A 22,501-nucleotide genomic window follows, 5' to 3' on the forward strand; every position below is an offset into this window, starting at 1 on the left:
ATAATAGCATACAGCATTTTTTAAACAAAGACTAATGATGATTGAGATGGCGTTTACATGAATTTTAGGTTAAAATTATAGGTATAAAAATCTCTCTTTGGAGGTATTAAGTATGGGCAAGGTTTTTCATGTTGATAAGCAGATAGCAAACAAAAATGTTGAAGATTCCATCACTGAATGGACTAAGGTGGTTAAGTACGATGATATTAACGCCGAGGACAGACTTTTTGGCGGAAAACTTATGAGTTGGATCGATGAGGTTGCAGGAACTGTGGCTGTCAGACATTCAGGAAATCCTATAGCTACAGCAGCGATTGACAATATGCAGTTCAAGCAGGGAGCAGTTCTGGGTGATGTTCTTGTGATGATAGGCAAGATCACATATGTTGGCAAAACTTCAATGGAAGTAAGGGTAGATACCTATGTTGAGGATGTTAAGACGGGAATGCGCCATGTGCTCAACAGAGCATATCTTACTGAGGTGTGCATCGATGACGACGGGACACCATGCCTTGTTCCTTACGGACTTAATATAAAGACTGAAAATGAAAAGGCTGAGTGGGAGGGTGCCATCAAGAGGCGTGAATTCCGCAAACAGCGCAGGATGGAAGGCTTCTAAATTCTAATAAAAAATTCATAAAGACGTTGAAATTAACAATAGGGAGTGTTAAACTTTTGTCATATGGCGAAGTTTAACACTTTCTTTACTTTATAGACAAATGGAGGTTTATTAAAATGAGTAAGAGCTTTGACGACATTCTTGCTAAACTTAAGACAGCAAGCACCAAGAAAATGTCTGTTGCAGTTGCACAGGACACACACGTTCTTGAGGCTGTCAAGATTGCAAAAGAGAGAGGAATCGTAGATTCTATCCTTGTTGGTGATAAGGAGCTGATCGAGGAGAAGGCAAAAGAGGTTGGAATGGACCTTGCTGACTTTGAGATCATCGATGTTAAGGATACTATTGAGGCAGCTCGTACAGCAGTTTCACTTGTATCATCAGGCAAGGCTGATATTTATATGAAGGGTGCTCTTGAGTCAAAAGACTTCCTTAAGAGCGTTCTTGATAAAGAAGTTGGTCTTCGTACAGGCCGTCCACTTTCTCACGTTTGCGTATTTGAAATCCCAGGCATTGACCGTCTTTTATTCCTTACAGACGTTGCTTTCATGCCATACCCAACACTTGAAGATAAGAAAGTTATTATTGAATATACAGTAGATGTTGCAAGAGCTTGCGGCGTTGAGTGCCCTAAGGTTGCTCCACTTGCAGCAGTAGAAGTTGTTAATCCTAAGATGCCTGTTACTGTTGAGGCAGCAGAGCTCACAAGACTTAACGAAGAGGGCGAGATCAAGAACTGTATCGTTGACGGACCTCTTTCAATGGACCTTGCTATTGACCCTGAGGCAGCTCAGCACAAGGCTGGAGCCCTTGACAGAAAGATCGTCGGCGACGCTGATATCCTTCTTTTCCCTGATATCCACGCAGGAAACCTTACATACAAGACTATCGTAAGACTTGCTAAGGTTAAGAACGGTAACATTCTTACAGGAACAAAGGCTCCTGTAATCCTTACATCAAGATCAGATTCTGTTGAAGTTAAGGTTAACTCAATCGCACTTGCTGCAGTAGTAGCAAATAAGTAAGCTGAGAGAACTTGACGAGGTTTTGTCGAGGCTAGTTCGAACGTGTTACGGCGAGCGGTAGCGAGGCGTAACTACAATAAAAAATAGGAGAATAATCATGATAAAAAGTTTGATCATAAATCCCGGTTCTACTTCTACAAAAGTTGGTATTTTTGAAGATGAGACTCTTGTAAAAGAGGAAACATTAAGACACAGCACAGAGGAGATCAATCAGTTCGCAAGCATAATCGATCAGAAGGATTTCCGTAAGAACATCATTCTTGATTTCCTCAAAAAAGAGAGTATTGATATTAAGTCTTTTAACGTAATAGTTGGAAGAGGCGGTCTCTTAAGACCTATCCCAGGCGGCACATATGAGTGCACAGATGCTCTTTTAGAGGATCTTAGAAAGGGCGTTCAGGGCCAGCATGCTTCTAACCTTGGCGGTATCCTTGCAAGAGAGATTGGTGATGAGATCGGTGTTCCTTCATACATCGTTGACCCTGTTGTAGTTGACGAGATGGAACCTGTAGCACGTATCTCAGGTGTTCCTGAAATTGAGCGTGTATCTATCGATCATCCTCTTAATCAGAAGGCTGTTGCCAGAAGATATGCTAAAGAGATCGGCAAAAAATATGATGAGATCAGCGTAATTGTTGTACACATGGGTGGTGGTACATCAACAGGTGTTCACAAAAACGGTAAGATGGTAGATGTTTATGCAGCACTTAACGGTGACGGCGCATTTTCACCAGAGAGAGCAAACGGCATTCCTGCAAAGGCTCTTGTAGATATGTGCTTCTCAGGCAAGTACACATACGACGAGATGAAAAAGAAGATCGTCGGTGGCGGCGGACTTAACGCATACCTTGGAACTAACGATATGAGAGAAGTTAACAAGATGTGTGAAGAGGGCAACGAGAAGGCAATTCTTGTCCGCGATGCATTTATTTACCAGATCTGCAAAAACATCGGTGCATGTGCAACAGTATTAAAGGGTAAAGTTGATCAGATCATTCTTACAGGTGGTATTGCTTACGGTCAGGTGATCACAGATGCCATTAAAGAGAGAGTTGACTGGATCTGTCCTGTAACTGTATATCCTGGTGAGGACGAGCTTCTTGCTCTTGCACAGGGTGCTATTCGCGTCATGAACGGTGAGGAACAGGCAAAAGAATATTGATAGTAGAATAGTGGTGTCGGTCATTTTGACCGGCACCTTTTTGATGTCATTAGATATTTACTCAGGTGACAAGCGTATTGAAAAGCTATCATTAATCTGCTACAATGTACAACGGACTTTTGCTAAAATATTGGGTTATTATGCCCTTTTTTATGAGGAATAAAACATGAGTATTATTGATAAGATTATTGGTACACATAGCGAAAGAGAACTTAAGAGAATTCGCAGCACTGTTGATTCAATTGAGGCTATGAGACCAAAAATGCAGGCTCTTTCTGATGAGGAACTCAGAGGCAAAACAGATGAGTTCAAGAAGAGACTGGCTAATGGGGAAACACTTGATGATATTATGCCTGAGGCATATGCTACAGTTCGTGAGGCTGGTAAGCGTGTCCTTGGAATGGAACACTTCAGAGTACAGCTCATTGGTGGAGTTATCCTTCATCAGGGTAGAATCGCTGAGATGAGAACCGGTGAAGGTAAGACACTTGTAGCTACACTTCCTTCTTACCTTGACGCTCTTGAGGGCAAAGGTGTTCATGTAGTAACAGTTAACGATTACCTTGCAAAGCGTGACGCTGAGTGGATGGGTAAGATCCATGAGTTCCTCGGCCTTACCGTTGGTGTTGTTTTGAACAGCATGACTTCTGAAGAGAGAAGAGCTGCCTATAACTGTGATATCACTTATGTTACAAACAACGAATTGGGATTTGATTACCTTCGTGATAACATGGCAATCTACAAAGAGCAGTGTGTTCTTCGTGGACTGAACTATGCCATCATCGATGAGATAGACTCTATCCTTATTGATGAAGCAAGAACACCTCTTATTATTTCCGGTCAGTCCGATAAATCAACAAAGCTTTATGAAGCATGCGACATCCTTGCTAAGCAGATGACACGTGGTGAGGATATGGAAGACCTCACTAAGATGGATGCCATCATGGGTGTTGAGAGAGAAGAGACCGGTGACTTTATCGTCAATGAGAAAGATAAGATCGTAAACCTTACAGCACAGGGTGTTGCCAAGGTTGAGAGATTCTTTAGAATAGAGAACCTTGCTGATCCTGAGAACCTTGAGATCCAGCACAATATCATCCTTGCTCTTCGTGCAAACAACCTTATGCAGAGAGATCACGACTACATCGTTAAGGATGATGAAGTTCTTATTGTTGATGAGTTCACAGGTCGTGTAATGCCGGGAAGACGTTATTCAGATGGTCTTCACCAGGCAATCGAGGCAAAAGAGCATGTTAAGGTTAAGAGAGAGTCCAAGACTCTTGCTACTATCACTTTCCAGAACTTCTTTAACAAGTTCGAGAAAAAGTGTGGTATGACAGGTACTGCTCTTACAGAGGAAAGAGAATTCCGTGATATCTACGGAATGGACGTTATCGAGATTCCTACAAACGAGCCTGTTATCCGTAAGGATCTTCAGGATGCTGTTTATAAGACTAAAAAAGAGAAGTTGAACGCTATCTGTGATGCAGTAGAGGAAGCTCATGCAAAGGGACAGCCTGTACTGGTTGGTACTATCACTATTGAGTCTTCTGAGGAAATAAGTAAGCTCCTTAGAAAACGTGGTATTCAGCATCAGGTACTTAATGCCAAATTCCATGAAATGGAAGCTGAGATTGTAGCAGAGGCTGGTAAGCACGGTGCCGTTACAATCGCTACTAACATGGCAGGCCGTGGTACAGATATTAAGCTTGACGAAGAGTCAAGGGCAGCAGGCGGACTTAAGATCATCGGTACAGAGAGACACGAGAGCAGACGTATCGACAATCAGCTCCGTGGTCGTGCCGGCCGTCAGGGTGATCCTGGTGAATCCAAGTTCTATCTTTCACTTGAGGACAACCTCATGAGACTCTTTGGTTCAGAGAGACTTATCGCAATGTTCAATGCCCTTAAGATTCCTGATGGACAGGAAATTGAGCACTCATCTCTTTCAAAGGCTATTGAATCAGCTCAGAAGAAGATCGAGTCCAACAACTATGCGATCAGAAAGAATCTTCTTGAGTATGACCAGGTTAACAACGAGCAGAGAGAGATCATCTATGCAGAGCGTAAGAAAGTTCTTGATGGAGACTCCATGAGAGATTCTATCTACAAGATGATCACTGATATTGTAGAAAATGCAGTAGAGACAGTTGTAGGTGAGGAGAATGATCCGGATAACTGGAACCTTGCTGAGCTCAATGAGCTTTTACTTCCAACTGTACCACTTAAGAAGATCACAAGAGGACGTATCGAGACTCTTACAAAAGCAGGACTTCTTCAGCAGTTAAAAGAGGAAGCAGTTAAGCTTTATGAGTCAAAAGAGGCAGAGTTCCCTGAACCAGAAACAATCCGTGAGATTGAGCGTGTAATCCTTCTGAAGGTAATTGACAGAAAGTGGATGGATCATATCGATGATATGGATCAGCTCCGTCAGGGAATCGGACTTCAGGCATATGGCCAGAGAGACCCTAAGCTTGAGTACAAGCTTGCAGGCTATGAGATGTTCGATGATATGACCAGAAATATCAAGGAAGATACAGTAAGACTTCTTTTCCATGTTCATATTGAGGAGAAGGTTGAGCGTGAGCAGGTAGCCAAAGTTACAGGAACAAATAAGGATGATTCAGTTGCAAAGACTCCTGTTAAGAGAGTTGAAGCTAAGGTTTATCCAAATGATCCATGTCCATGCGGAAGTGGTAAAAAGTTTAAGAATTGTCATGGAAGAGTTTAAGTAATTAGAAAGGTAAGTATATGGTAGTTTTAGATCAGATGAAGGTTGAGATCCAGAACCTGCAGGATACTTTAAAAGAAGTTACTGCTTCTCTTGACCTTGAGTCTAAGAAAAAGATAATTGAAGAGCTTAGTCGTGAGATGGAAGAGCCTGGTTTCTGGGATGATGCAGAAAAGGCCAATAAAAAGACAAAAGATCTTAAGAATATGCAGGATCTTGTTGAAAACATCGAAAGACTTAACAATCAGTACGGCGATATCATTGATCTTATCGATATGCAGAATGCAGAAGGTGTAGATGACGATGATATGGCTGCTGAGATCAGATCAGAGCTTGATGAGTTTGAGGAGACTTTAGAGAATATCCGTATCAGCAATCTTCTCAATCAGCCTTATGATAAATATGACGTAATCCTTCGTCTCAATGCAGGCGCAGGCGGAACAGAGGCTTGTGACTGGGCTAGCATGCTTTATCGTATGTATACAAGATGGGCAGAGAGAAAGGGTTTTACAACAGAAGTTCTCGATCTTCTCGATGGTGATGAAGCCGGAATCAAGTCAGTTACATTTCAGATTTCAGGAACAAATGCTTATGGACTTTTAAAGTCAGAGCATGGTGTTCACAGACTTGTTCGTATCAGCCCGTTCAATGCACAGGCTAAGCGTCAGACATCATTCGTTTCATGCGATGTTATGCCTGATATTGAAGAGGACGTAGATGTTGAGATCAATCCTGATGATCTTAGAATTGATACATATCGTTCAAGTGGTGCCGGTGGACAGCACATCAACAAGACATCATCAGCTGTACGTATCACACATATTCCTACAGGCGTTGTAGTTGCCTGCCAGAATGAGCGTTCACAGTTCCAGAATAAAGACAAGGCTATGCAGATGTTGAAAGCTAAACTGTTTATCATGAAACAGGAAGAGCAGGCTGCAAAGCTTGACGGAATCCGTGGCGAAGTAAAGGATAATGCATGGGGAAGCCAGATCAGATCCTATGTCCTTCAGCCATACACAATGGTAAATGATACAAGAACAGGATTTAAGGCATCTAACGCTGACGGCGTTCTTGATGGTGATCTTGATCCATTTATCAATGCATATCTTAAGTGGCTTGCAACAGGTGGAAAGCCGGTTGGAGATACTTCAGAAGAATAATTACAGGGGATGCGACTTTTGTGCGCATCCTTTTTTTGATGTTTTTTATTCAAAAAATAACTTTCGAAATTTAGCTATTCCTAGTACAATATTGTATTAGGGGAGTTAGATTTATGAAAATTATTGAAAATGCCAAGGCTTTATTGAACTTATTTAAAGATTACCGTTCTATGAATGATGATGATCTGGCTGATTTTTACCAGTCAAAGTGCGATTATTATCAGAATTATGTGGCTATCAGTTTAGTGGTTGGCGCATTTTTTTCTATTACATATATTTTCTCTGATTATTTGCTCAATGGCACATATCTTCCGACACTTATTCCCAGATTTTCAATACTTGTAGCGCTGGCACTTTTTTTGGTGCTCATTAATTTTGTGCGTGACAGCAAGCTCATTACCTTTTTGGATTTTGCCCTTGCCCATTGCATAGTGTTTGCGACTATGTGGTCCATCTATCATCTTGATATCAAGGTTCATGCCAGTGAAGGCTTTATAATCATGAACGTGGTATTTTTGACAGTTGGATTCGTTTCAAGGCCAAGATATACCTTTCTTTCCAGTGTGATCTTCATTCTTGAGATCCTTATCACCAACAATTTTAATCACTATCCCAATCTTGATATTATTCTTGCGCTGCAGATCCCGGTTGGTCTTGCAGTTATAAGTTCACATGTGCTTCTGACATTGTATTACCTTGATCATTACAGGGTTCGCCAGAAGCTTGAACTTGCGATGGTTACAGACCCGCTCACTCAGGTTTATAACAGACACCTTTTGGAAAAAATTGTAACAAAGAATGCTCTTATTGATGCTCAGGAGCCTATCGCAATAGCAATGCTTGATATCGATTACTTTAAGCAGGTCAATGATGAGCATGGTCACTATACAGGGGACCTTACACTTTTGTATATCGGTAAAAAGCTTTCAACAGAAACTCACGGTGATGACTATGTTATCAGATTTGGCGGTGAGGAATTCATTATTATCTTCAAGAACTGCGATGTGAATAATGCCTGCGCAAGAATGGAGCAGTTCAGGCGCGATATAGAGGCTGCAACAGATACACCTGTTCCGTTTACAGTATCTGTGGGAGTTTCCAAGTACACAGGCGATTTCGCAAAGAGCATACAGAACGTTGATTCAGCTTTGTATAAGGCTAAAAATACAGGAAGAAACAAGGTAGTGGTTGTTTAATATGGGGAGCATAAAAGATATTCGAGACAATATTGGTAAGGTCTTAGTTGGTAAGGACGAGACAGTTCTTTTGACAGTGGTTGCTATGGTGGCCGGTGGACATGTTCTATTAGAGGATGTCCCCGGAACCGGTAAGACTATGCTAGCTAAGGCTTTGGCCAGATCGGTAGATGGAAGTTTTAAAAGAATTCAGTTTACACCGGACCTTCTCCCATCTGATATTACAGGACTTAATGTGTATCAGATGTCTAAGGGAGAGTTTGTTTTTAACAAGGGCCCGGTTTTTTGTAACATTCTTTTAGCGGATGAGATAAACAGAGCAACTCCCAGAACTCAGGCGGGACTTCTTGAGTGTATGGAGGAGAGGCAGGTAACAATTGACGGGCAGACCAGGACTCTTGAGAGGCCGTTTTTTGTTATTGCAACTCAGAACCCTGTTGAGACCAGCGGAACCTTCCCTCTTCCGGAGGCACAGCTGGACAGATTTCTTATGAAGCTGTCTGTGGGATTTCCTGACAGAGCTGAAGAAATAAAGATCTTAGAGCGCTTTGATGGAAGCGGAAGCAGTGAAGCTCTGGAAAAGCTCAGCCCCGTAGCAGATCCAAAAGAGATAGAAGAAATGCATGACGAGGCTATGAAGGTGAAAGTTCATCCTCAGATAAAAGAGTACATTGCGGACATTATAGTTGCCACCAGGAACAGAAGAGATGTATCTTCCGGAGTCAGCACAAGAGGAAGTCTTGCACTTCTTAACTGTGCCAAGGTTTTGGCCTATGCTGAGGGCAGGGACTATGTTGTTCCTGAGGATATTAAGAGACTTGCAGTGCCTGTTTTGGCCCATAGGCTTATTCTTTCTTCAGGCTATGGTGTAAATGCGGATGCAAGTGGAATAATTCAGAGCATTCTTGATGAGATTACTGTGCCGACTGAGGATTTCTGATGCCTATTATACTTATACCGATAGTTATTTTTGCTTTATATCGTTTTGAAAAATGGCTCTTTGGTAACTTTTGGGACAAGGGGCTTATGGCCAGACTTGATTTTGTGGAAGAAGCGGTAAATGAGGGAGAAAAGGCTCATTTGCAGGAAGTTATCACAAACAGGAACTTTTTGCCTCTTCACATTTTGCAGGTCAGTTTCCAGACTGATAAGGGGCTTGAGTTTTCTAAAGAGACCAATTCCTCTGTCTCTGACAGAGTCAATGTGACGGATGTATTCAGTCTCGGACTATATGAAAAGATAACAAGAAGGCTGGAACTTGATTGCCAAAAGAGGGGGTATTACAGCATTTTGAAGACTTCTCTCAAGGCGTCAGATCTTTTTAGCCCTGATATCAGATACAACACCTTTGAACAGCACACAAATCTCTATGTTTATCCGGCGCAGCTTTCGGTCAGTAAGACAGATGTGCCATTTAGACAGCTTATGGGGGATGTGCTTTCAAAGCGTTTTTTGTATGAAGATAATTTTACTTTTCGCGGAATCAGGGATTATTCGATAACTGATCCGCAGAATATGGTGAACTGGAAGGCGACTGCCAAGACAGGGGATCTGAAGGTGAACCTGCATGATCACACATCTTCCCAGGAAGTAAAGCTTATTTTAAATGTGGATGAGCCTGGAATCTTGTTCGAAAGGGAGCTTTTGGAGGACTGCATAAGGCTTACCATGTCCCTGGCTGGGAGATTTATTTCAGAAAATGTGCCGGTATCTCTTTTGACTAATGGAAGAGACAAGGTCACAGGGGAAAATATATCCCTATTGGCGGGAGCTTCAGCCCTTCATATGGTCAGCGTCAAAAGAGCTCTTGCAAGGATCGACCTTGAGAAGACGACTCCCAATTCTATGGCGGAGCCGGTGGAAAGAGAAGTTGCAAACGTTGATATAGAAAATACAACCTTTTGCTATATTTCTACCACCAGAGGTGACGATTCTCTAAAGGCAGCAGGTCTTTTGGCCCAAAAGGCAGGGAAACTCTTGTGGCTGTGTCCACTCACCAAGGATATGAAAAAAGAGGGCCCTGCAGATTCTAAGATTGATTTCGAAGTGGTCATACATGAATAAGAGGATAGAAATATTAAGGATAATAAATAATATAGTCATAGCCCTGAGCCTGAATATTCTTGGGATAATGTCTTTAAGGCTCGGTTTAAAAAAGGAAGTGGTCATTGTGTTTTTGGGAATCACTTTACTTTTGGTGCTGATAACCACTGCCCTTGAGAGGGTGAGAGAAAATCTTGTTTTTTATCCTGATATTTCTGAGGCTTTTTTCTTTATTGCTCTGTATATCTTTTGCAGAATTGCAAAAATTCAGGAAGGCGTGATAATAGTTCTTGCAGGCGAGGCTGTATGGGGAATCTTGGCGGTTCTATATTACAACGCCAGGCAGATCCTGGATGCAATGGTTCCCTTTAAAGACGGTGCAAGTGTTCCTATGGACATGGTGAAAAAGAATAATGGCAAGATGGTCAGTTTGTCAGTGGCAGCGGTGGCTCTTTCAATGTTTATCTGTACTTTGCTTGATTACGGAAAAGAGATAGCGGCTGCGGCAAAATATCTGATTATTAGCTTTTTGAGGTGGCTTTTTGGATTCTTTAAATTTAAAGAGTCGGAAGAATATGTGCCACTACAGGAGAAGCAGGAATTTGGACAACTTCAGAGTCTTTTACCCGAAGATTATGAAGACGATTCCATTTGGCACAGTATTTGGGAAATTTTGTACTGGGTTTTGGCGGCAGTTGTTCTTATTGCAGTGGTAGTTCTTTTGATAAGGGGAATAGGCAGAATCTACAGGACATTGAAAAACTCAAGGAATGTTCTCAGGGATAAGCTTATGCGGGACAAGATTGAGTACTTGAGCCCATTTGATAAAAAAGAAAGTGGAAACTCCAGCAAAAGAGGCGAATCATTTTTGCAGATGAGACTCAGTAATGAGGGAAGAGTAAGGCTTTTATTTAAGAAGTATATAAAAAATGGAAGCGGCTATTCTGATGTCAGGGAAAGCCAGACGCCAAGTGAACTTGAAATGACTTCAAATGGAAGGGCGTCTGCGGCTTTTAGTATCTATGAAAAGGCCAGATACAGTGAACATCAGATAACCGCTGAAGATTTGAAAAATATAAAAAAAGCTGTGAAGGAGCAGGACTTTTAAAATATTGAGGTGACATTTGTGATGCTGTTGTCGGTCACCTTAAAGGACCAGATTGAGTGCCCTTTAAGTCTGTGCTCTGTAAGAAAATAGGTATCGTCTACATTCGAGATGTAGTAAGGAGTTCCGCCTCCTATGAAGTACGTTGAATAGATGTCTTCATATTTTCCCTGGCTTAAGTCAGAGAGGGAAGGTGTCTTTATTATGGTTGCATAATCCTGCGAACCTGTTGTGTCTGTTGAAACAGAAATATAATAGTAATCCTGGATCTTTGTAATTTGCACCATTCCTGCAACTAAAGCGGGGACGGTGTATTTTTCTTTTATCTCTAAGGTATCGAGGTCGCACATTATGATGTTGGAAGCCCCGGCAGAATCTGTGTCGGAAACTCCTGAAACAAAGTAGATGTAGCCATCAATTATAGAGAAGGAGCGTACGTAGATTCCGTCAAGCTCGTCAATTTTCTTTATATCTGTGAGGTACATCCTTGTTGAATCGGATGTGTGTCTGAAACAGTAAAGCTCTCCGGTTGTAGAACTCCATACGTAAAAGGTGTCAGTGATCTCGTTGTAAACAGTATAATGTGGCCTGTTTCCGATATCATAAAAGGTCTGGGTATGTGCAAATTTATCATTAACTTTTTCGTAGATCAGAACCCTGTTATTCTCTGTATCATCAATCATGTAAACGGAGCCGTCGCTAGCAATTGTGTGAGGTTGTGTGGCATCTCCTGACATGATGTACCACTCATCGAGTGGAGCATTCAGATCGTCTGAGTAAATGACTCTGTTGTGGTAGCAGTCTACTATGAACCAGGTATCATCCTGTTTGGTGATGTAAGTTGGTACGCTGAGCTCGGTGTCGTAGTTTTGTACAACGTCTACGCCTGCAATGGCATCTTCTATGTCACCGTCGTCCTCTGCCTCTGCAAGCTCCTGGCCTACAGAAGTAAGGTTTGACTCCGAAATGTATGTAGTTCCATCAAAAGGTGATGAAGGAGTCAGAGTAGTTGAAGTAAAAGAGGCCTGACTGGTAGTATCTTCAGGTGCTGTAACAGTGCCAGAGCCGGCAATCTGGCATCCTGTGAGCATTGAAATGGCCAAAATAAGGCCTGCTGTTTTATATAAAAATGTCTTTTTCATTGAAATATGTCCCTTTTCAAAACTCCTTTTAGTTTACATTATGTTTGTTTCAAGGTAAAGGATATTGAAAAATATACTATAAAACGTTACGATTATTATAATAATATCGCATATCCAGGGGGTATAGTATGGTTACGATCAGTCTCTGTATGATAGTTAAAAATGAAGAAAATTGCCTTGAGAAGTGCCTTGGCAGCCTAAAAGGCCTTGTTGACGAGATGATTGTGGTTGATACCGGGTCTACAGACAAGACAAAAGAAATTGCGAATGCCTTCGGTGCTAAAGTTTACGACTTTAAGTGGACCGGAGATTTTAGTGAGGCCAGAAATTTCTCTTTTTCCAAGGCAACCTGTGACTACATATATTCGGCAGATGCAGATGAGGAGCTGGATGAGACAAACAGGGAAAGGTTTTTGCAGATGAAAAGAGATCTGGAAGAACTTGATATTGACATCGTACAGATGTACTATTGTAACCAGTTGTCTTTTAGGACGGTTTATAACTTTGATAGAGAATTAAGACCAAAGCTCTTTAAGAGAGTCAGGTATTTTACATGGGAAGACCCTATTCATGAACAGGTGGTTTTGGATCCTGTTATCGTTAATTCTGAGATTGAGATCATACACAATCCCGGTGAGAATCACTCTGCCAGAGATTTAAATGCATTCAGAAAGGCCATTGCAGATGGGAAATTCCTGTCAAGGCGCCTTTATGGGATGTATGCAAGAGAGCTGATGATGGCCGGAACTGATGATGACTTTTTGAAAGCAAAAAGTTTTTTTGAAGAATCACTAAAGGATACCCACAGAAGTCTTGATGAGATAAAAGAGGGAAGCTGCATTCTGTCGCATATCGCTGTGATAGAAGGAGATGTGTCAGCTCTTTTGAAGTATGCCTTAAAAGACGCAATAACTGAAATGTCCAGTGAGGTTTGCTACGAACTTGGTGATTTTTACTATAGCCAAAAGGACTATGATGAGGCTATAGTGTGGTATTATAATGCAGCATACGAGTGCGAGAGCATTCTGGATGTTAAAAAATCAAAAGAGCTTCCAAGGCTTGCGATTGCCAAATGCTACAGAGCCCTTGGCAACAGTGAGCTTGCAGAAGATTATGAAAAGGAAGCTTTAGAAGTACAAAAGGAAGAGTAATGTTAGAGTTTTACAAAGGAAAAAGGGTGCTTGTCACCGGGCATACAGGCTTTAAGGGAAGCTGGCTGACCAAGATCCTGGTCATGGCCGGAGCTAAAGTCTATGGCTATGCATTATCTCCTGAGGGAGATGAGAATTTATTTGAGATTTCCAAAGTGGGTGATGATATTTGCTCATGTATTGGAGATATCAGAGATTTTGACAAATTAAAAAGTTTCTTTGACGAGGCAAAACCGGAGATAGTTTTTCATCTGGCGGCCCAGCCCATTGTCAGAGATTCTTATGAAAGACCGCGCTATACCTATGAAACAAATGTCATGGGCACGGTAAATATCTGTGAGTGCGTAAGAGAGTCGGGCACTGTCAGATCTTTTTTGAATGTTACAACTGATAAGGTTTATCAGAACAATGAGTGGGAATGGGGATACAGAGAGGATGAGAAACTCGATGGTTTTGACCCTTATTCCAACAGTAAGTCATGCTCAGAGCTTGTCACTCATTCATATATCAATTCTTTTTTTGAGGAACTGGGAATTGCTACATCTACAGCCAGAGCCGGAAATGTTATAGGCGGCGGTGATTTTGCGAAAGACAGGATCGTTCCTGATTGCGTAAGAGCTGCCAGAAGCGGACAAAAGATAACACTTCGAAATCCTGATTCTACAAGACCATATCAGCATGTACTTGAGGCTTTGTCAGCATATCTTTTGATCGCTCAGAAGCAGTATGAAGATGGCAACTACGCAGGCTTTTATAATGTAGGGCCCAATGAGTCTGATGCTGTTACCACCCTTAAGATTGCCGGATTATTCAAGGAAAAATATGGCCAGCCTGATATAGAGATTAAATCTGATAATGGACCTCACGAGGCCAATTATCTTAAGCTCGACTGCTCAAAAATAAAGAGCAGACTGGGCTGGGCGCCAAAGTGGGATATTGAAATGGCTGTTGAAAAGACGGCTGAGTGGACCAGTGGGTACCTTGAGGGACACGCAATAGAAGTTATGGAAAAAGAAATAAAGGAGTATTTTAATTAATGATAGACAATGAAGCACAAAAGGCTGCAAGAAAGCAGATTCTTGATCTTGTGGCAGATTATTATGATAAATTTCTGAAGGTAGATAATACAGGTTTTGAAGAGGGCGACAGAATCCCTTACTCAGGAAGAGTCTTCGATGAGAAGGAAGTTAAAAACCTTGTGGATTCATCCCTTGATTTTTGGCTTACAGCAGGAAGATATACAGATGAATTTGAAGAGAGATTTGGGAAGCTCCTTGGAGTAAAGGGCGTAAGCCTTGTAAACAGCGGATCTTCTGCTAACCTCATCGCATTTATGGCTCTTACAGCTCCTGAACTTGGGGACAGAAGAGTGAAAAAAGGTGACGAAGTAATAACAGTTGCCTGCGGATTCCCTACAACTATCGCACCTATTATTCAGTACGGCGCGGTTCCTGTATTTGTTGACGTTGCAATTCCTCAGTACAACATTGATGTGAACAGACTTGAAGAGGCCTTGAGTGAAAAGACAAAGGCAGTTATGATCGCGCATACTTTGGGAAATCCTTTCGACTTAAAGCATGTAAGAGAGTTCTGCGACAAGCATAATTTATGGCTTATCGAGGATAACTGTGATGCTCTCGGCTCAGAATATGAGATTGGCGGTGAAAAGAGATTTACAGGAACCTGGGGCGATATCGGTACATCAAGCTTTTACCCGCCACACCATATCACTATGGGAGAAGGCGGATGCGTTTATACCAATAACGGACTCTTGCACAGAATGGTAAGAAGCTTTAGAGACTGGGGAAGAGACTGTGTATGTCCTCCCGGAAAAGACAACTTCTGCGGCCACAGATTTGACGGCAAGTTTGGAGACCTTCCTGTTGGATACGACCACAAATACGTATACAGCCATCTTGGATACAATCTCAAAGCAACAGATATGCAGGCAGCAGTTGGATGTGCTCAGCTTGATAAGCTTATTCCTTTTGCAAATGCCCGCAGAAACAACTGGGAAATGCTTAAAAAAGAGCTTGAGAGCGTAAGTGATGTTCTTATTCTTCCTGAGGCAGCAGAGAATTCCAATCCTTCATGGTTTGGTTTTATCATGTGCGTAAAAGAGGAGAGCGGTGTATCAAGAAATGATATAACAAAGGCTCTTGAAGCAAACAATATTCAGACAAGACTTCTTTTCTCAGGAAATATCTTAAGACATCCTTGCTTTGCTGAGTACAAAGAGGGCGTAGACTACAGAGTGGTAGGTTCTCTTGAAGTTACAGATAGAGTTATGAACAATGCATTCTGGGTAGGTGTTTATCCAGGAATGAATGAAAAGAAGATTAAGTTTATGGCTAGTGTTATCAGAAAGGCCCTTGGAAGGGAATGATGAAGACAGCAATTGTAACCGGCGCATTTGGATTTGCAGGTGCCAATCTTGTAGAGCAGCTTTTGAAAAATGACTATGTTGTCTATGCCATTGGAAGAGATGGCTCTACGCACAATGACAGATTTAAAAGTACTGATAATCTGAAAAGTCGCTTCATCAATATGGAGGACTACGATAAGATCGGGGCTCTTGTTGATAAAGAGGATGTTGAAGATAAAGAAGTTATCTTTTTCCACTTGTCCTGGGGCGGTGGAAGGGATGACTTTGAAGCACAGCTAAAAAACATAGACGGTAGCCTTAAAGCTATGGACAGCGCTATTTCTTTTGCCCAAAAAGGGGCTAAAGTGGCCTTTGTTGGCATTGGATCTCAGGCGGAGTATGGCGTTAAACCTGATACAAAAGAGCTTGATGAAAATGCACTTTTAGAGCCGTTTTCCGCCTATGGAACTGCAAAGGCAGCAGCTTACCATCTTCTAAAGAATAAAGCGAAAAAAGCCGAAATACACTTTGTGTGGGGCAGAATTTTCAGCCTCATAGGAAAGTATGAGCCATCTGGCAGAATGCTGCCGGATCTGGTGATGAAGCTAAAAAGAGGCGAGGATGTATTTTTAAGTTCCTGCAGGCAGTATTGGGACTATCTGGATGCAAAAGATGCAGCCATAGCCATAAGGCTTCTTGGCGAAAAGGGAAGAGATGGCGAAGTTTACAATATTGCAAGCGGCGATTATAAGGAACTGAAGGCCTTTGTAAAAGAGGCAGCGGATCACCTTGGGGCAGACGAAAAACTTTTGCACTTTGGAAATGATCCAAAGCCCTATGTTTCTTTTAAACCATCAGTGAAAAAGCTCATTGAAGATACCGGATTTAGAGCTGAGACTTCATTTTTGGATTCTATCGATAACTATGATCAAACTGTAAGGTGAGACATGTACGAAAGACTGCAGGAGCTGATTTCAAGCGGAGATTACAAGGAGGCCCTCTATGAGTTTCAGGAGGAGTTTCTTCATATTGACCGGCAGACTGATAAGGATGCGGCCAGACTTTGTCTTCTTGAGGCCTCTCTCTGGGAGGTGCTTGAGGACAGCTTTGCGGAATTTGATGCCATAGCGAGGGGGATAAAGTACGATCCCCAAAACTATGAGCTCTTCTACATGTTGGGACTTTTTTATAAGGACATAAATATTAATAAAGCATATCTTTGTGTGCAGCAGGCGCTTCTTTATTGCGAGGTGCCTGAGGATGCTGCGGCTATCAGAGATATGCTTTTTGAATTGGAAAAAGATGGTTCTCTCAGGGTAAAAAAGCTAAGTATAATGGTTCTTTCTTACAATGACCCTGAGCTGTTAAAAAAGTGCATCGAGAGCATTGAAGATACCTGTTTTCTTGAGACTACAGAGCTTGTTGTGGTGGATAATAACTCCTCGGATGAAGCGGTAAAAGAGTATTTGAGGAAAAAAAGAGATTCCGTTTCATATGACTTTAAACTTATTGAGAATGACGAGAATATAGGGTTTCCATTGGGCTGTAACTTGGGTGCCAAAAACTGTGATAAAGACAGGGATATTTTCTTTTTAAACAATGATGCTGTACTTATGCCAAATGCTGTGTTCTTTCTTCGAATGGGACTATACGAGGATAGAAATGTCGGCGCGGTGTCGGCGCTGTCAAACAGCGCATCGCTTCAGGAGATAGAACCAGAGCACTTCGAAAAGTATGCGGGCAGAGACCTTGGACAGCTGTGGTACAAGGAGATTCCTCTTGAAGAGAGTCTTAGGATCTTTAAAAGCTATTCAAAGGAGATGGGTATACCAAGGCATGCTCCTTATATCAGGCGTTTCAGGCTAACGGGCTTTGCACTTATGGTTTCGAAAGAGGCACTTGACGTGGTGGCACCTGAAAGGGATGTGTTTGATGGACTGTTTTCACCTGGGTATTTTGAGGATGACGATCTTGGGATAAGGCTTGCAAGAGCTGGATTTTTGCAGCTTGTCTGTGATAACAGTTTTATTTATCACCATGGAGGAGGCGGCTTTGAAGGCCATAGCGACGCCATGGAAAAGGGAAGACAGAAGTTTATAGACAAGTGGGGATTTGATGTCTGGGGCTACAGCCTTCATTGGGATGAAGCCTGCAAGGCAATATCGGAGTTGTATAGTGAGCGGAAAGAGCCGCTGAGGGTCATAGATTTCACCTGCGGATTTGGGGCTACAGCATCGTTTTTAAAGCATGAAATTCCTGACATATATGTGGCTGGCGTCTGTAGGGCGCCATTTGCGGCAAGTATTGCAAGTAATATGGCAGATTCGGTTGCCTGGGGTGATTTAAATCTCTGTAGATTGCCCTGGAAGAATCATTCTTTTGATGTGGCTTTAATAGACCGGACTGATGTGTGCAAGGTGAGGGCTTCACAATTTATAAAACAAAATGGTATCATTATAGATGAGGAATTTTTCAAAGGAGACGAAGAGTAGTCAATGCGTTGTCATAATTGCAAGCAGATCTTAGATGATAAAATAAGTTCAAAACTAAATTTTTGTCCCCTTTGCGGGACTCGCCTTTTTGACGAGAGCAAAACATTTTTTATCACTATTTACAGTGTGGGTCAAAGAGAAAATGTTGCCGGTGATATGCTCATCTTTGTGGATGAGAGAATTCTCTATGAGGCCACGCCCGGAAATGGTGTCTTTTTTAACATCAATGGAGGCTTCCACACTATAAAGTTCAGGACCGGTGTGAGAACGAAGGTTATACAGATTCTTATAGATTCTGACTTTGAAATCAGGGCTTATTTCAATTCTCTCACAAGCCTTATTGAGACAAATGTGAATCCTTTGGAAGGAAGCGGGGCAGGACATACTCCTGACGAGATTGCGGCTGAACATTTTACCGAACCTAAAATGATTTCAGATATTGGAGAGAAGGGATTCCAGATGCTCCTGGGTGAGGAAGAGCCTGACTATGATGTAGAAGCTACAAGTGGACTTATGGTTGGTAAGCTTAAAATCTACGGCGACAGGATGGAGTTTTCTCCTGACAGGATCAATAAAACTGATGTGACTGACTTCATAAAAATCGTCGCAGTCAGGCGTAAAATGGGCGCTATAGACGTACAATGTGAGGGAAATGTTCATAAAATTTATAGTATTCCGAAAGATACCTACAATGAGATTATGGTATATTTAACCAATAGGATTCAGGAAATAAGGGAATAATTCGGAATTCAGGTATAGACACAAAACAAAATAACATACACAATATGATGATAAACAGCACTCCGGTGCTGTTTGTTTTTTCGTCAATTGTTCTGATAATTCCTTCGGTTAACGAATGGGCGTCAATATGCTATTAACGTAAAAAAGTCATCATTGTAACAATGAATTGTGAAAAAAGTGTGAACACTTTCGTAAATTCTTGTTATCATATGCATTTTCGTTAAAATGCCAAAAAACCCTTGTCAAACTTGATGAAAATTTATTAGAAAATTCCCCTAAAAAGTGAATGACGAAAAAACGTTAATGTGGTAGACTTTACTTTGCCAAAAGAATGATTATTCACAAGATAAAAAATAAATAGGAGGTATGACATGACAAAGGCAGAAATTTTAAAAAGAGAAATCTTACAGCAGTATAAGAGTGTCAGACAGTTCGCAATAGATATGTCTATTCCATATAGTACACTTGTTACAGCACTTGATAGGGGGATCGAGGGTATGGCTTACGGTACAGTTATAAAGATGTGCGATCGTCTTAACCTGAATCCAGTTGATTTTTCAACACTGGAGCAGGGCACTGATCTTGGCAAGAAGATTGTTGAGAACCGCGTTATGCAGCAGTATGTTAAGCTTAACAAGGCTGGACGCAAGAAGATCCTTGATATGATGGGTGACTTCTCACAGCTTGATAAGTACCAGGCTGACTGATTTCAAAAGTGGCGCATGACCATATACAGGTAAGTGCTTTATAATGAAAATTTAAGTAGCTATGTGACATAAGTCGCATAGCTATTTTTTTTCTGTTATAATGTAGCAGATATAATCATAAATTGAGATAGGAGAAGTATCATGAAATACGATTATCTGGTGGTTGGAGCAGGTCTTTTTGGAGCTGTGTTTGCGCATGAAATGGCTGTTAAGGGCAAGAGTGTCCTTGTTATAGACAAAAGGTCACATGTGGCTGGAAATATATATACAGAGAATAAGATGGGAATAAATGTGCATAAGTACGGTGCGCATATTTTTCACACTTCAGATAAAGAGGTATGGGACTATGTTAACAGGTTTGCTGAGTTCAATAACTATATAAATTGTCCTGTAGCTTCTTATAAGGATGAGCTTTACAATCTTCCTTTTAATATGAATACCTTCAGCAAGATGTGGGGCATCAAGACTCCTGCTGAGGCTAAGGCTATCATCGACAAGCAGGCCGGTGAAGAAATAGAGAGAATGAACAGGGAAAAGGGCACAACTGAGTTTGTTGCTGACAATCTTGAGGAACAGGCCCTTTCTCTTGCGGGAAGAGATATCTATGAGAAACTTGTTAAGGGCTACACTGAGAAGCAGTGGGGAAGAGACTGCAAGGACCTTCCTGCCTTTATTATCAAGAGACTTCCTATGAGATATATCTATGACAATAACTACTTCAATGACAGATATCAGGGCATACCTATGGGCGGTTATACTGCACTTGTTGAGAAGCTTCTTTTGACAGGAAAAGAGAATGAGGCAGTATCAGGCTCTATAACTGTTAAGACAGATACTGATTATTATGACTTTGTAAAGATGGAGGGCAATCTTCCTGCTGAGCCTTTTGAATCAGTAAACGGCGACAGTTTCGAGAAGATTCTTTTCACAGGTATGATTGACGAATTCTTTGGTTACAAGCTTGGAACCCTTGAGTACAGATCACTTAGATTCGAGACTGAGGAACTTCCTGATGTTGATAACTACCAGGGCAATGCGGTTGTCAACTATACAGAAAGAGATATCCCTTATACAAGAATAATCGAGCACAAGCACTTCGAGTACGGCACAGGCAAAGGAACTATCATAACAAGAGAGTATCCTGCAAACTGGAAGCATGGCGATGAGCCATATTATCCAATGAATGATGAAAAGAATAATAAGCTCTTTTCACAGTACACAGAACTTGCCGGCGAGTACAGGAACATCCTCTTTGGCGGAAGACTTGGCCAGTACAAGTATTACAACATGGATCAGGTTATAAGGGCAGCTCTTGATATGGTTTCAGAACAGTAATCTGTTTACAATAATTTATACTTTTTTAATTTTTATTTTGAATATGTTTATTGACTTATTTGCGCTTTTAGGTAAATATATAAGTAACTAAAGGTGGCTAGATGTGCCCTCGTGCGATAGATGCCAATGGAATGGCAGAGGTAAGGACTCGTACGTTATCAAGGAAGAAAGGAGGGGCTACATATGGCAGGCGTTTCTTTAAATGGCGTTTACAACCATTTCATACAAGATTACGTATCTAAAGATGTTACACAGGCTGATGCGCATCGCAAGGATGAGCTTCGGGATGTGTATAAATCTATTGCAAAAATCAATAAACAGTCCCCTCTGTATTTGTTAACGGACGATGATCTAACCCGCAACGATGCGATTGAGATAAAAGAGAAAGCAAGACTTTTACAGGGCAGTATTTTTGGCCTTAGTAATCAGGAAGATAAGTCTTCACTTAATCATACTTCTGCGTTTACGTCAGATGACGAAAAGGTGGATGCTTCTTATATTGGCAAAACTCCTGATGACGATGTTGGCAGCGCAGGTTTTGATATTGAAGTTTCGCAGCTTGCTACAGGACAGACCAATACCGGTAAATTTGTAGTAAAGGATTCTTCGTCAGTTCTTTTACCTGATAATTACGCATTTGATGTCAGGATTGATAAGCAGGAATATGAGTTCCAGTTCAGCGTTTATCAGTCTGATAAGAATATAGATGTTCTTCAGAAACTTGAAAAGCTCATTAACCGTGCGGGAATAGGACTTGAAGCTGAGGTTGTAGAAGGCAGTGATAACAGGGCGGCGCTTCAGATAGGAGGCACCCACACCGGTATTAGGACCGGCGAGACTAGTCAGTTTGAAGTTTATGAGTCCTCCGGCGAACTTGCCACAGGTTCTGTTGCAGCTCTTGGACTTGACCAGATATCTTCGCCTGCAGCAAATGCGCATTTTACCTTGAATGGTGAAGACAGGATGGCTATATCCAATCACTTTACGGTTGGCGGTAAGTTTGATATTCAGATAAGAGATGTTACTACATCGCCGGTAAGTGTAGGGGTTAAAAGAGATAATGAGGCATTGGTAAAGCACATTTCGTCTCTTGTAGATAATTACAATAAGTTTGTACTTGAAGCATCAGGTAAGCAGGATGCGAAGTTTAAGAGCGACAAGCTAAAGAGTGAGGCGGTAAGCATTGCAAGGCAGTACATGTCAGGCATAGAGGACATGGGAATTAAGCTTGAGGGTGAAGGAATCATCTCTATAGATGACGAGATGCTGCATCAGGCAGTAGCAGGACTTCAGAATGACGAAATGCTTAAGCCGATCAGAAACTTTACAGATGCACTTATAAATAAGGCAAAAGATATAGCGGTTGACCCTATGAAATATGTTGACAGGCCGGTTGTAAATTATAAGAATCCTGACAGCAGGGACAACACAGCATCACCGTATATTACAAGCGAGTACTCAGGAATGATGTTCAATAATTATTGCTGAGATCGCGCTTAAGTTACCTTTTCTGCAGGAAGGTGA

The 22,501-nt window shown here is 41.5% G+C and carries 19 protein-coding genes; 18 read left to right on the plus strand and 1 reads right to left on the minus strand.

Translation table 11 applies throughout. The annotated features are described in order from the left end of the window. Window positions 1–112 precede the first annotated feature (112 nt). The 9 genes from G585_RS0109620 (at window position 113) to G585_RS0109660 (ending at window position 11,047) form a co-directional block, all read left to right on the plus strand. Complete coding sequence (locus G585_RS0109620) at window positions 113–619, plus strand: acyl-CoA thioesterase (RefSeq protein WP_022774634.1); 507 nt, start codon at window positions 113–115, stop codon at window positions 617–619. 116 nt (window positions 620–735) lie between these two features. Further along, window positions 736–1,644, plus strand: coding sequence for a phosphate butyryltransferase (gene ptb, locus G585_RS0109625; protein ID WP_022774636.1), 909 nt, complete (start codon window positions 736–738; stop codon window positions 1,642–1,644). 97 nt (window positions 1,645–1,741) lie between these two features. Further along, complete coding sequence (buk, locus tag G585_RS0109630; RefSeq protein ID WP_022774637.1) at window positions 1,742–2,806, plus strand: butyrate kinase; 1,065 nt, start codon at window positions 1,742–1,744, stop codon at window positions 2,804–2,806. Between the two features lie 166 nt (window positions 2,807–2,972). Continuing rightward, window positions 2,973–5,537 (plus strand): preprotein translocase subunit SecA, encoded by a 2,565-nt coding sequence (secA, locus tag G585_RS0109635; protein ID WP_022774640.1) that lies wholly within the window; start codon window positions 2,973–2,975, stop codon window positions 5,535–5,537. A 20-nt stretch (window positions 5,538–5,557) separates the two neighbouring features. Continuing rightward, window positions 5,558–6,700 carry a peptide chain release factor 2 gene (gene prfB, locus G585_RS0109640; RefSeq protein ID WP_022774642.1) on the plus strand — a complete coding sequence of 381 codons (1,143 nt, stop codon included), beginning with the start codon at window positions 5,558–5,560 and terminating at the stop codon, window positions 6,698–6,700. A 113-nt stretch (window positions 6,701–6,813) separates the two neighbouring features. After that, window positions 6,814–7,896: a GGDEF domain-containing protein gene (locus G585_RS0109645; RefSeq protein ID WP_022774643.1), complete on the plus strand. Its 1,083-nt coding sequence runs from the start codon at window positions 6,814–6,816 to the stop codon at window positions 7,894–7,896. A gap of 1 nt (window position 7,897) precedes the next feature. After that, window positions 7,898–8,836, plus strand: coding sequence for an AAA family ATPase (locus G585_RS0109650; RefSeq protein ID WP_022774644.1), 939 nt, complete (start codon window positions 7,898–7,900; stop codon window positions 8,834–8,836). After that, the gene (locus G585_RS0109655; RefSeq protein ID WP_022774646.1) at window positions 8,836–9,960 is read left to right on the plus strand and encodes a DUF58 domain-containing protein; all 1,125 of its coding nucleotides are present in this window, start codon (window positions 8,836–8,838) and stop codon (window positions 9,958–9,960) included. Before G585_RS0109650 ends, G585_RS0109655 begins: the two co-directional genes overlap by 1 nt. Next, window positions 9,953–11,047 (plus strand): hypothetical protein, encoded by a 1,095-nt coding sequence (locus G585_RS0109660; protein ID WP_022774647.1) that lies wholly within the window; start codon window positions 9,953–9,955, stop codon window positions 11,045–11,047. The genes G585_RS0109655 and G585_RS0109660 overlap by 8 nt, the downstream gene beginning before the upstream one ends. Here G585_RS0109660 and G585_RS17735 read toward each other — a convergent pair. Continuing rightward, window positions 11,044–12,186 carry a hypothetical protein gene (locus G585_RS17735; protein ID WP_022774648.1) on the minus strand — a complete coding sequence of 381 codons (1,143 nt, stop codon included), beginning with the start codon at window positions 12,184–12,186 and terminating at the stop codon, window positions 11,044–11,046. The genes G585_RS0109660 and G585_RS17735 overlap by 4 nt on opposite strands. 128 nt (window positions 12,187–12,314) lie before the next feature. Between G585_RS17735 and G585_RS17740 the strand changes: the two genes are divergently transcribed. From G585_RS17740 to fliD, 9 genes are all read left to right on the plus strand, one after another. Continuing rightward, complete coding sequence (locus tag G585_RS17740) at window positions 12,315–13,337, plus strand: glycosyltransferase (RefSeq protein WP_022774650.1); 1,023 nt, start codon at window positions 12,315–12,317, stop codon at window positions 13,335–13,337. Beyond that, window positions 13,337–14,374: a CDP-glucose 4,6-dehydratase gene (gene rfbG, locus G585_RS0109675; RefSeq protein WP_022774651.1), complete on the plus strand. Its 1,038-nt coding sequence runs from the start codon at window positions 13,337–13,339 to the stop codon at window positions 14,372–14,374. Before G585_RS17740 ends, rfbG begins: the two co-directional genes overlap by 1 nt. Then, window positions 14,374–15,723: a lipopolysaccharide biosynthesis protein RfbH gene (rfbH, locus tag G585_RS0109680; RefSeq protein ID WP_022774652.1), complete on the plus strand. Its 1,350-nt coding sequence runs from the start codon at window positions 14,374–14,376 to the stop codon at window positions 15,721–15,723. The genes rfbG and rfbH overlap by 1 nt, the downstream gene beginning before the upstream one ends. Further along, window positions 15,723–16,646, plus strand: a complete 924-nt coding sequence (locus G585_RS0109685) for an NAD-dependent epimerase/dehydratase family protein (RefSeq protein ID WP_022774654.1) — start codon at window positions 15,723–15,725, stop codon at window positions 16,644–16,646. The genes rfbH and G585_RS0109685 overlap by 1 nt, the downstream gene beginning before the upstream one ends. Before the next feature lie 3 nt (window positions 16,647–16,649). Continuing rightward, window positions 16,650–18,194: a glycosyltransferase gene (locus G585_RS0109690; RefSeq protein ID WP_022774655.1), complete on the plus strand. Its 1,545-nt coding sequence runs from the start codon at window positions 16,650–16,652 to the stop codon at window positions 18,192–18,194. A 3-nt stretch (window positions 18,195–18,197) separates the two neighbouring features. Continuing rightward, on the plus strand, window positions 18,198–18,935 hold the full coding sequence (locus G585_RS0109695; RefSeq protein WP_022774657.1) for a hypothetical protein: 738 nt from the start codon (window positions 18,198–18,200) through the stop codon (window positions 18,933–18,935). A gap of 371 nt (window positions 18,936–19,306) precedes the next feature. Beyond that, window positions 19,307–19,642, plus strand: a complete 336-nt coding sequence (locus G585_RS0109700; protein ID WP_022774658.1) for a hypothetical protein — start codon at window positions 19,307–19,309, stop codon at window positions 19,640–19,642. A 141-nt stretch (window positions 19,643–19,783) separates the two neighbouring features. Continuing rightward, the gene (glf, locus tag G585_RS0109705) at window positions 19,784–20,977 is read left to right on the plus strand and encodes a UDP-galactopyranose mutase (RefSeq protein ID WP_022774659.1); all 1,194 of its coding nucleotides are present in this window, start codon (window positions 19,784–19,786) and stop codon (window positions 20,975–20,977) included. A gap of 183 nt (window positions 20,978–21,160) precedes the next feature. Next, window positions 21,161–22,465 (plus strand): flagellar filament capping protein FliD, encoded by a 1,305-nt coding sequence (gene fliD, locus G585_RS0109710; protein ID WP_022774661.1) that lies wholly within the window; start codon window positions 21,161–21,163, stop codon window positions 22,463–22,465. Window positions 22,466–22,501 lie beyond the last annotated feature (36 nt).

The sequence above is a fragment of the Butyrivibrio sp. AE2015 genome (assembly GCF_000420825.1).
Classification (GTDB): Bacteria; Bacillota; Clostridia; order Lachnospirales; family Lachnospiraceae; genus Butyrivibrio.